This is a genomic window from Rhizobacter sp. (assembly GCF_032229685.1).
In the GTDB taxonomy this organism is placed as follows: Bacteria; Pseudomonadota; Gammaproteobacteria; order Burkholderiales; family Burkholderiaceae_C; genus LMDS01.
Map to the genome: position 1 here is coordinate 28,587 of NZ_JAVTWP010000038.1, position 12,685 is coordinate 41,271.

Here is a 12,685-nt window from a genome sequence, read left to right on the forward strand (position 1 = left end):
GCGGTGTGGCGCCACGCGCGTCACATCGCCTTGAAAAGGTGAGCGTAGAGGCGGCTCGCGGTCAGCTTGTCTTGGTGGCCGCGCAGCGTCAGCACCACCTTGCCCGATTCGTCGCGCACGGCCGTGGCGATGGCGTCGGCACGCACCACGGTCCCGCGGTGAATCTGCCAGAACCGCTGCGCATCGAGTTGCGGCAACAGCTCGCGCAGCGAGATGCGCACCAGGTATTCGCGTTGGGCCGTGATCACGCGAACATACTTGTCGGCGGCTTCGAAATACAGCACGTCGAGCACCGGCACCATGTGGATGGCACTTCCGACGGCGGCCTGGATCACGCTCAACTGAGGCTGAGCCTGCGCCGCGTTCGGCCCCGCTGCGAGCAGCCCGCGCAGTTGCGCCAGCGTGGTTTCGAGCGCCTGCGACGGGTTCTCGCTGCGCTCGCGCCGCTGCTGCAACGCAGCCTGCACCCGCGCACAGGTTTGCGCCAGGCGCTCGGGCAGGACCGGCTTCAACACATAGTCGACGGCCGCGCGCTCGAAGGCCTGCAAAGCGTACTGGTCGTAGGCCGTCACGAACACAATCAGCGGCAGTGGCGTGTGCTCGGGCCAGTCTTCCGACAAGGCCTGCGCCGCCTCGAGCCCGGTCATGCCCGGCATCTGGATGTCGAGAAACACCACGTCGGGGCGTTGCGCCAGCGCGGCTTCAACGGCGGCCGCACCGTGGCGAACATTGGCCACGACTTGCAGCGCGGGCCAGGCCCGCGCGAGCTCGGCCTGCAGGTTGGCCGCGAGCAGGGGCTCGTCTTCGGCGATCAGCGCGGTCGCGTTCATGGTGTTGCTGGCGCAGCTGGCAGCGGCAATCGCAGCGTGGCGCGCGTGCCACCCTCGGCGTCGCCGGCGTTCACGAGTTCGAAAGAAGCCTTCGGGCCATACAGCGTGGCCAGCCGCTCGCGCACCTGCAGCAGGCCGAACTGCGTGCCGTCGCTGCGCGCGTCTGACAAACCGGCGCCGGTGTCACGCACTTCGAGCACGAGTTGATCGCCCTCGCGCCGTGCACGCACGTCGATGCGCCCGCCGTCGACCTTCGGTTCGAGGCCGTGCTTGATGCTGTTCTCGACCAGCGGCTGCAGCAGCAGCGGCGGCACCGGCAAGGTGGCGAGTTCGTCGGGCAGGTCGAAGAGCGTGTGCAGGCGCTCGCCCATGCGCACCTGCATCAGTGCCAGGTAATCGGCCAGGCGCGCGAACTCGGTGCCCAGCGGGTGGCTGGCCACGCGCGACGCGCCGAGCGTGGCGCGCAGAAAGGCGATCAACTGGTCGAGCATGGCCTGGGCGCGTAGCGGGTCGACACCGATCAAGACCCGCAGGTTCGCCAGCGTGTTGAACAGCATGTGCGGTTCGAGCTGCGATTCGAGCAGCTTCAGCTGATGCTCCGCGGCCTGGCGCTGCGCGGTCTGGACCGCGGCTTCTTTCGCGGCGATGGTCTCGCGCGAATAGAACCAGTAGGTGATCACGACGCCGGGGATCAGCGACATCAGCAGCAGCACCAGCGCTTCGCTCCAGCCGGCCCGCAGAAAGCCCGGCGTGTGGGTGCCGCTGATCCAGTCGCCGAATGACCCTCCGACGCTGAAGCCGACGATGGTGCCGACCAGAATGATCGGCACCATCCAGGGCCAGCCCGGCCAGCTGCTGGCGGGTTGGCCGGCGGAAGGCGCGTCATGACGATGCATCCACAAGACCGCGGCAGTGCGCCCGAGGTCGATCGTGAACCAGCTCACGATCGAGATGCAGACCGAGTGCGCCAACGTGGACCGGAACGAGAAGCCGAAACCGAGCGTGAGGCAGATCGCGATGATCACGCCGAAGCCCGCGCTGCGCAGCCCGCGCATGGCAAAGCGCCTGCCCATCCGGGCGCGCGGAACGATGGGTGGGGGCGCGGCTTCGGCGAGAGGCGTCATGGTGTGATTCTGGCCTGTCGGCGCGGTTCAGGCCGCCTGCATCGCAGCCGGCTGCGTGGCCAGGCTGCGCAGCGAAAGGGCGCGCGCCAGGAACAGGCCGCTGAAGGTGCCGTAGGCCAGGCTGCACAGGCCGGCAAAGGTGGTGTCGTGCGCCAGCTGCGGGGCCAGCGCCAGGCTGACCCCGGCGCCGTACTTGACCGCGAACAGGCTCACGATGAGCGCCAGCGGCAGCCAGCTGCCCGGCACGTGCAACATGGCGCGGCTCGCCGACCACGACGCGCCGGGTACGCTCACGAACCGCCGTCCCAGCGCGAGCGCCGCGGTGACACCGGCCGCCCAGGCGGCCAGCGCGACCGGCATGTGCGCGAACTTGCTGAGCACGCCGACGAGCGACAGCGCCGTGAGCACCAGCGGCAGCACGGTCATGCGGGTCAGGCTCATCTCGAGCGGTCGGGTCTGCCACAGGCCGAGCGCCACCAGCGCGGCGAGCAGGCCCCAGACCCAGGCGGGGGTGTGTTGAACGATGGCGATGAAAGACATGGTGCGGCTCCTTGCGGCGGGGTGTGTGGAGCGCACTGTGGCGTCGGCGGCGCCCGCCGGCGAGCGTGCTGCGACCGGCAGCCCCTGGCAGGCGCGAAACGGCGCGCGGGCGGCGCGAACGGTGGCCATCCGGCCCGCGCGCCGCGAGACCGGCGTAAGGCGGGCCGGCCCGGAACGACGAAAAAGCCATGGGTCGCAGGCCCGAGCCTGCGATGATCGGTCGCCCGAACCGGAGGATGCGCATGAACGACTCACTGACCTCGCCCGATGATCCGCCCGCGGACGCCAGGGCGGCCCGGCGCTTCTACCGCCACCGCCTGCCCGTGCGGCTGATGCACTGGATCAACGTGCTGTGCCTGAGCGTGCTGCTGATGAGCGGCCTGACGATCTTCAACGCGCACCCGGCGCTCTACTGGGGCAAGGACTCCAGCTTCGACAAACCCTGGCTGCTGATCGGCTCGGTGCCGATGCCGGGCGGCGGGGTGGTCGGCGTCACGCGGGTGGCCGGGCACGAGTTCGTGACCCACGGCGTGCTCGGCACCTCGAAGCTCGACGGCCAGTGGGCCACCCGTGCCTTTCCGGCGTGGGCCACGGTGCCGAGCGGGCAGTGGCTCTCGATGGGCCGGCACTGGCACTTCTTCTTCGCCTGGCTGTTCGTGATCAACGGGGTGGCCTACGTGCTCTATGGCCTGTTCAGCGGTCACCTGCGGCGTGACCTGCTGCCCACGCGCACCGAGCTCGCCAACATCGGCCGCTCGATCAAGGACCACCTGCTGTTCCGCCACCCGAGCGGCGAAGCGGCGAAGCGCTACAACGTGCTGCAGAACCTGGCCTACCTCGTGGTGATCTTCGGCCTGCTGCCGCTCGTGATCGTGGCCGGCCTGGCAATGTCGCCGAGGCTCGATGCCGTGTGGCCGGGCTGGGTCGACCTGCTCGGCGGCCGGCAGTCGGCGCGCACGCTGCACTTTCTGGCCGCGAGCGGGCTGCTGCTGTTCGTGTGCGTGCACGTGTTCGAAGTGCTGATCAGCGGCGTCTGGAACCAACTGCGCTCGATGGTCACGGGCTGGTACACCGTGCCGGCCGAGAAGGAAGCCAAATGAGCATCACCAGGAAACCCATCGCCAGCGGCCACCCTTCAGGCCTTCGTGCGAACACCAGCCGGCGCAGCGCGCTGCGCACGGCACTCGCTTCGGCGGGCGCGTTGTCGCTGGCCGGCTGTGACAGGCTCTCGAACAACGCGGCTTTCGTCGACGTGCTCAAGAGCGCTCAGCACCTCAGCCACGCCGCGCAGCGCGCGGTGGCCGGCCGCAAGGCAATGGCGCAAGAGTTCAGCCAGGCCGACGTGGCCGCGCATTTCAAGGCCAACGGCACGCTCGTGCCACGCGACGCCGAGTACCAGGCTTTGCTGAAGGGAGCTTTCAGCGAATGGACGCTGCAGGTCGGCGGCCTCGTCGCCCAGCCGGCCGCGTTCACGCTCGCGCAGCTGCGCGCCATGCCGTCGCGAACCCAGATCACGCGCCACGACTGCGTGGAGGGCTGGAGCTCGATCGGCAAGTGGAAGGGCGTGCCGCTCGCCCACGTGCTCGAACAGGTCAAACCCTTGCCGAACGCGAAGTACGTGGTCTTCCGCTGCGCCGACTCGATGGAAGGCCCGTCGCTCGACGGGCGCGATTCGAAGTACTACGAGAGCGTGGACCTCGACGACGCGTACCACGTGCAGACCGTGCTCGCCTACGAGCTCAACGACCAGCCGCTGCCGGTCAACAACGGCGCGCCGCTGCGTGCGCGCATCGAGCGCCAGCTCGGCTACAAGCATGCCAAGTACCTGATGCGGATCGAGCTCGTCGAGTCGTTCGAGAAGATCCGCGGCGGCCACGGCGGCTACTGGGAAGACAACGGCTACGAGTGGTACGCCGGCATCTGAACCACCCGATCCGGCCGATGTCTGTAAGCTCGGCGGGCCGCCAACGACTCAGCGGTGTCGGGCCCCCGCGGCCCCAAGGAGATGTCATGCGCAGATTGCTTCGGTCCGTGTTCGTCGCTGCCGGCCTGGGCCTGGCGGCCCTGGCCACCTTCGCGGCCGAGATGCCGTTCAACAAGGCCGCGTTCGACAAGGCGCTGGCCGCCGGCCAGCCCGTGGTCGTCGACTTCGCCGCCAGCTGGTGCCCGACCTGCAAGGCGCAAAAGCCAGTCGTGCAGGCGCTGCTGGCCGAGCCGCAGCGCAAGTCGCTGACGGTCTTCGTGGCCGACTTCGACAACGAAGCCGCCTTGAAGAAGCAGCTCAACGTGACCATGCAAAGCACGCTGGTCGCTTTCAAGGGTGGCAGGGAAGTGGCGCGCTCGACCGGCCAGACCGGCAAGGCTGAGCTCGGCGCCCTGCTCGACAAAGCACTCTGACGCAACGGCAGGGCCTGCGCCGTGGACTTCGGCCCGGCGACTTTCGCGCTCGGCTACCTCGCCGGCGTGCTGTCGACACTGTCGCCGTGTGTGCTGCCCCTGCTGCCGATCCTGATCGCCAGCGCGACCACGCAGCACCGCTTCGGGCCGCTCGCGCTGGCGCTCGGCCTGACGCTCTCGTTCGCCAGCGTGGGCCTGTTCATCGCGACACTCGGCGCGTCGGTCGGGCTCGACGCCGCCGTGCTGCGCCAGGGCGCCGCGGTGCTGCTGATCGTCTTCGCGCTGTTGTTGCTGTCTGCCCGCGGTCAGGCGCGCTTCGCGCACGCCGCCTCGGGCTTGAGCGCCGCGGGCGATAACCTGCTGGGCCGCCTGGGCGGATCGGGCTGGCACGGGCAATTCATGATCGGCCTCGTGCTCGGGGTGGTCTGGAGCCCGTGTGTCGGCCCGACGCTCGGCGCCGCCAGCACGCTTGCGGCGCAAGGCAGCCACCTGCCGCAGATTGCGCTGCTGATGCTGCTGTTCGGGCTGGGCGCCGGCACGCCGCTCGTGGTGGTGGGGAGCCTCTCGCGTGAAGCGATGCAGCGCCTGCGCGGCCGCCTGCTCGCTGCCGGCCAGCGCGGGCGCTGGCTGCTCGGCGGCGTGATGCTGGTGCTCGGCCTCGCGATCCTGACCGGCTTCGACAAGGCCTTCGAGGCCTGGGTCGTCGAGCATTCGCCCGACTGGCTCACGGCCTTGACGACGCGGTTTTGAACCGCGCGTTCAGCGCCGCTTGCCACCGCCCAGAATGCTGCCGAGCACGCCGCGGATGATCTCGCGGCCGACGCTGGAGCCGATGCTGCGCACCGCGGAGCGTGCTGCCGCTTCGGCCAGGCCTTCGTGCTTGCCGCCGCGCGGGCCGGTGCTGCCGAAGAGCACGTCTTTCAGGCCGCCGAGCATGCCGCCGCCATCGTCGGCCGGCTGGCCGGCGGTGGGCGTGGGCAGGGGCCGCGAGGTGCTGCCGCCCGCCGTGGGGGCCGGTGAAGGCGCGCCAGCGGGGCTGGCGGCAGCGCGGCCCTTGATCTTTTCGTAGGCCGACTCGCGGTCGACCGCCTTCTCGTACACGCCCGCGACCAGCGAGCCGTCGATCAAGGCCTTGCGCTGTTCCGGCGTGATCGGGCCGATCTGGCTGCCGGGCGGCACCACGAAGACCCGCTGTGTCACGCTCGGCCGGCCTTTTTCGTCGAGCAGGCTGACCAGCGCTTCACCGACCGCGAGTTCGGTGATCGCGGTTTCGATGTCGAGCCCCGGGTTCGCGCGCATCGTGCTCGCCGCGGCCTTCACCGCTTTCTGGTCACGTGGCGTGAAGGCGCGCAGCGCGTGCTGCACGCGGTTGCCGAGCTGGGCCAGCACGGTGTCGGGAATGTCGAGCGGGTTCTGCGTCACGAAGTACACGCCCACGCCCTTGCTGCGCACCAGCCGCACGACGAGCTCGATGCGTTCGACCAGCGCGGCAGGCGCTTCCTTGAAGAGCAGGTGCGCTTCGTCGAAGAAGAAAACGAGCTTGGGTTGCTCGAGGTCGCCGACCTCGGGCAACTGCTCGAAGAGCTCGGAGAGCATCCACAGCAGGAAGGTGGCATACAGGCGCGGGCTGTTCATCAGCTGGTCGGCGGCCAGGATGTTGATCACGCCCTTGCCGGCGTCGGTCTGCATGAAGTCGGCGATGTTGAGCATGGGCTCGCCGAAGAAGCGGTCGCCGCCCTGCTGGTCGATCTGCAACACGCCGCGCTGAATGGCGCCGATGCTGGCGGCGCTCACGTTGCCGTATTCGGTCGTGAACTGGCTCGAGTTGTCGCCCACGTACTGCAGCATCGCGCGCAGGTCTTTCAGGTCGAGCAGCAAGAGGCCGTTGTCGTCGGCGATCTTGAACACGAGTTGCAGCACACCCTGCTGGGTTTCGTTGAGCGCCAGCATGCGGGCCAGCAGCAGCGGGCCCATGTCACTGACCGTGGCACGCACCGGGTGGCCCTGGGCTGCGGTGGTGCTGGCGAACACGTCCCAGAGCGTGGCCGGGCAGGCGGCCGGGGGCGAGGGCTCGATGCCGCGCTCTTTCAGGATCGCCGCCAGCTTGGGGCTCACCTTGCCGGCCTGGGTGATGCCGGTCAGGTCGCCTTTCACGTCGGCCATGAAGACCGGCACGCCGCGCTGGCTGAAACTTTCGGCCAGCGTCTGCAGCGTGATGGTCTTGCCCGTGCCGGTGGCGCCGGTGATCAGCCCGTGGCGGGTGGCCAGTGCCGGCAGCAGGAAGCACTCGATCGTTTCCTTCTCGGAAACGACGTGTTTGGCGATCAGGATGGGCTCGGCCATGAGGGTGCTCCGGTGGGCGGGAAAAGTGGCACGTAAAATTGCAGTCTAGCGAACAGCGGGCCGCAATCGGGCGGCCTGCTCCAAAGGGAGCCTCATGGCCGGTCATTCCAAGTGGGCCAACATCCAGCACCGCAAAGGTCGTCAAGACGAAAAGCGCGGCAAGATCTGGACCCGCGTCATCCGTGAAATCACCGTGGCCGCGCGCCAGGGCGGCGGCGATCTGGCGATGAACCCGCGCCTGCGCCTGGCGGTCGAGAAGGCCAAGGCCGCGAACATGCCGGCCGACACCGTCAAGAAGAACATCGACAAGGCGACCGGCAACCTCGAAGGCGTGAGCTACGAGGAAATCCGCTACGAAGGCTACGGCATCGGCGGCGCCGCGATCATCGTCGACTGCATGACCGACAACCGCGTGCGCACGGTGGCCGAAGTGCGCCACGCGTTCAGCAAGTACGGCGGCAACATGGGCACTGAAGGCTCGGTGGCGTTCCAGTTCAAGCACTGCGCGCAGTTCGTCTTCGCGCCCGGCACCAGCGAAGACAAGGTGATGGAAGTGGCGCTCGAAGCCGGCGCCGACGACGTGCTCACCGACGACGACGGCGCGATCGAAGTGCTGTGCGCGCCGCCGCAGTTCGAGGCGGTGAAGGCGGCGCTCGAAGCCGCCGGCCTCAAACCCGAGGTGGCCGAGGTCACGATGCGGGCCGAGAACACGATCGCGCTGAGTGGCGAAGACGCACAGCGCATGCAGAAGCTGCTCGACGTGATCGAAGACCTCGACGACACGCAAGACCTGTATCACAACGCCGAAATGAACGCGGAATGAAGGTCCTCGTCATCGGCAACGGCGGCCGCGAACACGCGCTGGCCTGGAAGCTCGTGCAGTCGCCCAAGGTGCAGAAGGTGTTCGTGGCGCCCGGCAACGGCGGCACGGCGGCCGACGTGCGGCTCGAGAACGTGGCCATCACCGACCACGCCGCCCTGGCCGACTTCGCGCTCGCCGAGAAGATCGCGCTCACCGTCGTCGGCCCCGAAGCGCCGCTGGCCGCGGGCATCGTCGACCTGTTCCGCGCGCGCGGGCTGCGTGTGTTCGGGCCGACGAAGGCGGCCGCGCAGCTCGAAAGCTCGAAAGCCTTCGCCAAGGAGTTCATGCAGCGTCACGGCATCCCGACCGCCGCGTTCGCGAGCTTCACCGATGCGACCGCCGCGCACGCTCACGTGGATGCGAAGGGCGCTCCCATCGTCATCAAGGCCGACGGCCTGGCCGCCGGCAAGGGCGTGGTCGTGGCGATGACCCTCGCGCAGGCCCACGAAGCGATCGACTGGATGATCGGCGGCACCGACAACAAGCTCGGCGTGCAACACAACGACGGCCAGGCTCGCGTGGTGATCGAGCAGTTTCTCGAAGGCGAAGAAGCGAGTTTCATTGTGCTGTGCGACGGCAAGAACGTGTTGCCGCTCGCGACGAGCCAGGACCACAAACGCCTGCTCGACAACGACGAAGGCCCGAACACCGGCGGCATGGGCGCGTATTCGCCGGCGCCGGTGGTCACGCCCAACGTGCACGCGCGCGCGATGCACGAGATCGTGCTGCCCACCATCGCCGGCATGGCAAAAGACGGCATCACCTTCACCGGTTTTCTCTACGCCGGCTTGATGATCGACGCGCACGGCCAGCCGCGCACCGTGGAGTTCAACTGCCGCCTCGGCGACCCCGAAACCCAGCCGATCATGATGCGGCTCAAGAGCGACCTGTTCGACGTGCTGATGCACGCCACCGACGGCACGCTCGACCGCGTCGAGCTCGAATGGGACCGGCGTGTCGCGCTCGGCGTGGTGATGGCCGCCAGCGGCTACCCGCTTTCGCCGCGCAAGGGCGACACCATCACTGGCCTGCCGGGCGAGGCGCCCGACGCGATGGTGTTCCACGCCGGCACCGAGCCGCGGTCCGACGCGGCCGTCACGTCCGGCGGCCGGGTGCTGTGCGTGACGGCGCTGGGTGACTCGGTGAAGCAGGCTCAGCACCGCGCGTACGAAGTGCTCGACGGCATCCGTTTCGATGGTGCGCTGTTCCGCCGCGACATCGGGCACCGGGCGGTCAAGCGTTGATTCGAAACCCGCTGCATGCAAGAGATCGTTGAGCGGCCGGTGCAACTGCACGGCAGCAGCGTGGCGCGCTGGCTGTTGCGGCTGGCCGGCTGGCGGCTGCGGTTCGAGGGCCTGCCGGGAAAGCAGGGCGTCCTGATCGTCTACCCGCACACCTCGAACTGGGACTTTCCGCTCGGCCTGCTGGTGAAGTGGGCGGTCGGCATCCAAATTACGTTCTGGGGCAAGGACAGCCTGTTCCGCGTGCCGCTCTTCGGCGCCTGGCTTCGCTGGCTCGGCGGCGTGCCGGTCGACCGCCATGCCAGCCACGGCATCGTCGGCCAGATGGCGAAGGAACTGGCCTCGGCGCGCGAGCAAGGGCGCTTTCTCTGGCTCGCGCTCGCGCCCGAAGGCACGCGCCGCCACGCCAGCGGCTGGCGCTCGGGCTTCTACCATGTGGCGCTGCAGGCACAGGTGCCGGTCGGGCTGGTGTTTCTTGATTTCGGTCAGCGTGAAGCAGGGGTGCAACAGTTCATCATGCTGAGCGGCGACGTGCGGACCGACCTGAAGCGGATAGCCGAAGAACTCGGCTACCGGGTCGGCAAGCGGCCGGCGCTGGCAGCACCGATCCGTTTCGACGACATGGGCAGCGAGACATGAACACATCAACCGTCAAAGACTACCTGCTGGGTTTGCAGGACCGCATCGTCACCGGCATGGAAGCGGCCGACGGCCAGCGTTTCATCACCGACGCGTGGCAGCGCGAGCCGGGTGGCAAGCTCGAAGGCGAGGGCCGTTCGCGCTTGCTCGAAGGCGGCAACCTTCTCGAGCGCGGCGGCTGCAGCTTCTCGCACGTGAAGGGCAAGACGCTGCCACCTTCGGCCACGCAGCACCGGCCCGAACTGGCCGGCGCGCCCTTCGAGGCGATGGGTGTCTCGCTCGTGTTCCACCCGCGCAACCCGTATGTGCCCACGGTGCACATGAACGTGCGCATGCTGGCCGCGTTCCCGAACGGCGGCCAACCCGTCACCTGGTTCGGCGGCGGCATGGACCTGACGCCGTACTACGGCTTCGAGGAAGACGCGGCGCACTTTCACCGCACGAACCGCGACGCGCTCGCGCCCTTCGGCGCCGACAAATACCCGCGCTTCAAGACCTGGTGCGACGAGTACTTCTTCCTGAAGCACCGCGACGAACCGCGGGGTGTGGGTGGCGTGTTCTTCGACGACTTTTCAGAGCTCGGCTTCGAGCAAGGCCTCGCGATGACGAGCGCGGTCGGTGATGCGCTGCTCGGCGCCTACCTGCCGATCGTGCAGCGCCGCAAAGCCATGCCTTACGGCGAGCGCGAGCGTGACTTCCAGGCTTACCGGCGCGGGCGCTACGTCGAGTTCAACCTCGTGTTCGACCGCGGCACATTGTTCGGGCTGCAGTCGGGTGGCCGCACCGAAAGCATCCTGATGTCGATGCCACCGATCGTGAAGTGGCGCTACGACTGGAAGCCCGAAGCCGGCACGCCGGAAGCGCGCCTGTACAGCGACTTTCTGCGCCCGCGCGACTGGGCCGATTGGGTGCCCGCTTGACGGTGAAGAAAAAGACGCCTCGCCGAATCGGCATCTTCGGCGGCAGCTTCGACCCGGTGCACAACGCGCACGTCGCGCTGGCGCGACTGGCTCTGGCCGAGCTCCAGCTCGATGAGTTGCGCTGGGTCCCGGCCGGGCAGCCTTGGCAGAAAGCGCGCCCGATGACGCCGTCCGTTCACCGCGAAGCGATGGTGCGGCTCGCGATCGAAGGGGTTCCGCACTTCCTGCTCGACCGCTGCGAACTCGAACGCACCGGCCCGAGCTACACGCTCGACACGGTGCGCGCCTTGCAGGCCACCGAGCCCGGTGCCGAGTGGTTCCTCGTGATCGGGCAAGACCAGTACGCTTCCTTCCACACGTGGCACGGCTGGCAAGAACTGCTCGGCCGCATCACGCTCGCCATCGCCAATCGGCCCGACGCGCCGGTGACGGCCGACTTGCAGGTGCTGCGCGTGCCGCACGCGGCCGTGTCGCTGCCGATGATGGACGTGTCTTCCACCGACATCCGAGAGCGCATTCACGCCGGGCTGGCCATCACCGATCTGGTGCCGCCGGCCGTGGCAGGCTATATTGACCAACACCACCTTTATCAAGGGCAACCCGGGAGCTGAATGGACATTCGTAAACTGCAACGCGCCATCGTCGATGGTCTGGAAGACGTGAAAGCCCAGAACATCGTCGTCTTCAACACCGAGCATCTGTCGGCCTTGTTCGAACGCGTGATCATCGCGTCGGGCACGAGCAACCGGCAGACCAAGTCGCTGGCCTCCAGCGTGCGCGAAGCGGTCAAGAAAGCAGGGTTTTCGGTGCCACGCACCGAGGGTGAAACCAACGGTGAATGGATCATCGTCGACTGCGGCGCCGCGGTGCTGCACGTGATGCAGCCGACGATCCGCGAGTACTACCACCTCGAAGAAATCTGGGGTGGCAAGCCGGTCAACATGAAGCTCGATTCCGGTGTGACGAAGCTCGTGAAAGCCGCCGAGCCTGACAAGCCGGGCAAGGCGCGCAAGCCGGCCGCGAAGAAGGTGGCGGCGGCTCCGGCTGCGAAGAAGGCGGCCGCCAAGGCGCCTGCGGCGAAGGCATCGGCTGCGAAGGCCTCAGCGCCGAAAACCGCCGCGAAGAAGTCAGCCACCGCGACCCGCGCCGCGCCCAGGAAGCCCACCGCCCCCGCGCCACGCGCCACCGTGACGCGCGTGGTCGGCGTCAAGAAGGCCACCGCCAAGTCACCGGCCGCGAAGAAGGCATCGGCCGCGCGGAAGCCGGTGGGTGGCAAGACGACCGCGAAGAAGGCTCCGGCCCGGAAGACCTCTTCCCGGGCATGAAGCTGCTGCTGGTCGCGGTCGGCCAGCGCCAACCGGCGTGGGCCGACACCGCCTACGCCGATTTCGCCAAACGGTTCCCGCCCGAGATGCGGCTGGAACTGAAGGCCGTGAAAGCCGAAGCGCGTGGCTCGAAGACCGCCGAGCAGCTGATGGCCGCCGAGGCCACGCGCCTCGAAGCCGCCTTGCCACGCGGGGTGCGCCGCGTGGTGCTCGACGAACATGGTGACCGTGTCACCACGCTCGCCCTGTCGGCGCGTATGCAGGCCTGGCAGCGCGACGGGCGCGACGTGGCCTTGCTGATCGGCGGGCCCGACGGCCTGGACGCGTCGTTGAAGGCCAGCGCCGACGAAACCCTGCGCCTGTCGGAGCTGACCCTGCCGCACGCCTTCGTACGCGTGCTGCTGGCCGAAGCCTTGTACCGCGCCTGGACCGTGATGGTGAACCACCCGTACCACCGCGAATGA

At 68.4% G+C, this 12,685-nt stretch carries 15 protein-coding genes; 11 read left to right on the forward strand and 4 right to left on the reverse strand.

The features are described from left to right. Positions 1 to 20 precede the first annotated feature (20 nt). The 3 genes from AC30PD_RS16235 to AC30PD_RS16245 are packed head-to-tail and all read right to left on the reverse strand — an operon-like array spanning position 21 to position 2,494. The gene (locus AC30PD_RS16235; RefSeq protein WP_489536705.1) at positions 21 to 830 is read right to left on the reverse strand and encodes a LytR/AlgR family response regulator transcription factor; all 810 of its coding nucleotides are present in this window, start codon (positions 828 to 830) and stop codon (positions 21 to 23) included. Next, positions 827 to 1,954 carry a sensor histidine kinase gene (locus AC30PD_RS16240; RefSeq protein WP_489536706.1) on the reverse strand — a complete coding sequence of 376 codons (1,128 nt, stop codon included), beginning with the start codon at positions 1,952 to 1,954 and terminating at the stop codon, positions 827 to 829. The genes AC30PD_RS16235 and AC30PD_RS16240 overlap by 4 nt, the downstream gene beginning before the upstream one ends. A gap of 27 nt (positions 1,955 to 1,981) precedes the next feature. Then, the gene (locus tag AC30PD_RS16245) at positions 1,982 to 2,494 is read right to left on the reverse strand and encodes a DUF6622 family protein (RefSeq protein WP_489536707.1); all 513 of its coding nucleotides are present in this window, start codon (positions 2,492 to 2,494) and stop codon (positions 1,982 to 1,984) included. 242 nt (positions 2,495 to 2,736) lie between these two features. Here AC30PD_RS16245 and AC30PD_RS16250 point away from each other — a divergent pair, with 242 nt between their 5' ends. The 4 genes from AC30PD_RS16250 to AC30PD_RS16265 all read left to right on the forward strand — a co-directional run bounded on the left by AC30PD_RS16250 (position 2,737) and on the right by AC30PD_RS16265 (position 5,641). Continuing rightward, positions 2,737 to 3,594: a cytochrome b/b6 domain-containing protein gene (locus AC30PD_RS16250; RefSeq protein ID WP_489536708.1), complete on the forward strand. Its 858-nt coding sequence runs from the start codon at positions 2,737 to 2,739 to the stop codon at positions 3,592 to 3,594. Then, positions 3,591 to 4,418: a molybdopterin-binding protein gene (locus AC30PD_RS16255; RefSeq protein ID WP_489536709.1), complete on the forward strand. Its 828-nt coding sequence runs from the start codon at positions 3,591 to 3,593 to the stop codon at positions 4,416 to 4,418. Before AC30PD_RS16250 ends, AC30PD_RS16255 begins: the two co-directional genes overlap by 4 nt. Positions 4,419 to 4,504: 86 nt before the next feature. After that, positions 4,505 to 4,891 carry a thioredoxin family protein gene (locus tag AC30PD_RS16260; protein ID WP_489536710.1) on the forward strand — a complete coding sequence of 129 codons (387 nt, stop codon included), beginning with the start codon at positions 4,505 to 4,507 and terminating at the stop codon, positions 4,889 to 4,891. 21 nt (positions 4,892 to 4,912) lie between these two features. Further along, positions 4,913 to 5,641, forward strand: a complete 729-nt coding sequence (locus tag AC30PD_RS16265; RefSeq protein ID WP_489536711.1) for a cytochrome c biogenesis CcdA family protein — start codon at positions 4,913 to 4,915, stop codon at positions 5,639 to 5,641. Between the two features lie 9 nt (positions 5,642 to 5,650). Here the strand turns inward: AC30PD_RS16265 and AC30PD_RS16270 are convergent, their stop codons facing one another. Next, entirely contained in the window at positions 5,651 to 7,234 is a 1,584-nt protein-coding gene (locus AC30PD_RS16270; RefSeq protein WP_489536712.1) for a helicase HerA-like domain-containing protein, read from the reverse strand. A gap of 94 nt (positions 7,235 to 7,328) precedes the next feature. On the opposite strand from AC30PD_RS16270, the gene AC30PD_RS16275 reads away from it, so the two are divergent. Genes AC30PD_RS16275 through rlmH form a run of 7 tightly spaced genes read left to right on the forward strand, consistent with a single transcriptional unit; the run spans position 7,329 to position 12,685 of the window. Beyond that, complete coding sequence (locus tag AC30PD_RS16275; RefSeq protein WP_489536713.1) at positions 7,329 to 8,057, forward strand: YebC/PmpR family DNA-binding transcriptional regulator; 729 nt, start codon at positions 7,329 to 7,331, stop codon at positions 8,055 to 8,057. Next, the gene (gene purD, locus AC30PD_RS16280; RefSeq protein WP_489536714.1) at positions 8,054 to 9,340 is read left to right on the forward strand and encodes a phosphoribosylamine--glycine ligase; all 1,287 of its coding nucleotides are present in this window, start codon (positions 8,054 to 8,056) and stop codon (positions 9,338 to 9,340) included. The genes AC30PD_RS16275 and purD overlap by 4 nt, the downstream gene beginning before the upstream one ends. Before the next feature lie 15 nt (positions 9,341 to 9,355). Then, a complete protein-coding gene (locus AC30PD_RS16285; RefSeq protein ID WP_489536715.1) occupies positions 9,356 to 9,976 on the forward strand; it encodes a 1-acyl-sn-glycerol-3-phosphate acyltransferase in 621 nt (206 codons plus the stop codon). Further along, entirely contained in the window at positions 9,973 to 10,896 is a 924-nt protein-coding gene (hemF, locus tag AC30PD_RS16290; protein WP_489536716.1) for an oxygen-dependent coproporphyrinogen oxidase, read from the forward strand. The genes AC30PD_RS16285 and hemF overlap by 4 nt, the downstream gene beginning before the upstream one ends. Before the next feature lie 2 nt (positions 10,897 to 10,898). Beyond that, positions 10,899 to 11,507, forward strand: coding sequence for a nicotinate-nucleotide adenylyltransferase (gene nadD / locus AC30PD_RS16295; RefSeq protein WP_489536862.1), 609 nt, complete (start codon positions 10,899 to 10,901; stop codon positions 11,505 to 11,507). Further along, the gene (rsfS, locus tag AC30PD_RS16300) at positions 11,508 to 12,221 is read left to right on the forward strand and encodes a ribosome silencing factor (RefSeq protein ID WP_489536717.1); all 714 of its coding nucleotides are present in this window, start codon (positions 11,508 to 11,510) and stop codon (positions 12,219 to 12,221) included. It abuts the gene before it with no gap. After that, positions 12,218 to 12,685, forward strand: coding sequence for a 23S rRNA (pseudouridine(1915)-N(3))-methyltransferase RlmH (rlmH, locus tag AC30PD_RS16305; protein WP_489536718.1), 468 nt, complete (start codon positions 12,218 to 12,220; stop codon positions 12,683 to 12,685). Before rsfS ends, rlmH begins: the two co-directional genes overlap by 4 nt.

Bases quoted from the DNA above. Each gene is read 5' to 3' on its own strand.
- AC30PD_RS16235 (WP_489536705.1), bottom strand. From the start codon at position 830: ATGAACGCGACCGCGCTGATCGCCGAAGACGAGCCCCTGCTCGCGGCC.
- rsfS (WP_489536717.1), top strand. From the start codon at position 11,508: ATGGACATTCGTAAACTGCAACGCGCCATCGTCGATGGTCTGGAAGAC.
- AC30PD_RS16250 (WP_489536708.1), top strand. From the start codon at position 2,737: ATGAACGACTCACTGACCTCGCCCGATGATCCGCCCGCGGACGCCAGG.
- AC30PD_RS16275 (WP_489536713.1), top strand. From the start codon at position 7,329: ATGGCCGGTCATTCCAAGTGGGCCAACATCCAGCACCGCAAAGGTCGT.
- AC30PD_RS16240 (WP_489536706.1), bottom strand. From the start codon at position 1,954: ATGACGCCTCTCGCCGAAGCCGCGCCCCCACCCATCGTTCCGCGCGCC.
- hemF (WP_489536716.1), top strand. From the start codon at position 9,973: ATGAACACATCAACCGTCAAAGACTACCTGCTGGGTTTGCAGGACCGC.
- purD (WP_489536714.1), top strand. From the start codon at position 8,054: ATGAAGGTCCTCGTCATCGGCAACGGCGGCCGCGAACACGCGCTGGCC.
- rlmH (WP_489536718.1), top strand. From the start codon at position 12,218: ATGAAGCTGCTGCTGGTCGCGGTCGGCCAGCGCCAACCGGCGTGGGCC.
- AC30PD_RS16255 (WP_489536709.1), top strand. From the start codon at position 3,591: ATGAGCATCACCAGGAAACCCATCGCCAGCGGCCACCCTTCAGGCCTT.
- AC30PD_RS16285 (WP_489536715.1), top strand. From the start codon at position 9,356: ATGCAAGAGATCGTTGAGCGGCCGGTGCAACTGCACGGCAGCAGCGTG.
- AC30PD_RS16245 (WP_489536707.1), bottom strand. From the start codon at position 2,494: ATGTCTTTCATCGCCATCGTTCAACACACCCCCGCCTGGGTCTGGGGC.
- AC30PD_RS16270 (WP_489536712.1), bottom strand. From the start codon at position 7,234: ATGGCCGAGCCCATCCTGATCGCCAAACACGTCGTTTCCGAGAAGGAA.
- AC30PD_RS16260 (WP_489536710.1), top strand. From the start codon at position 4,505: ATGCGCAGATTGCTTCGGTCCGTGTTCGTCGCTGCCGGCCTGGGCCTG.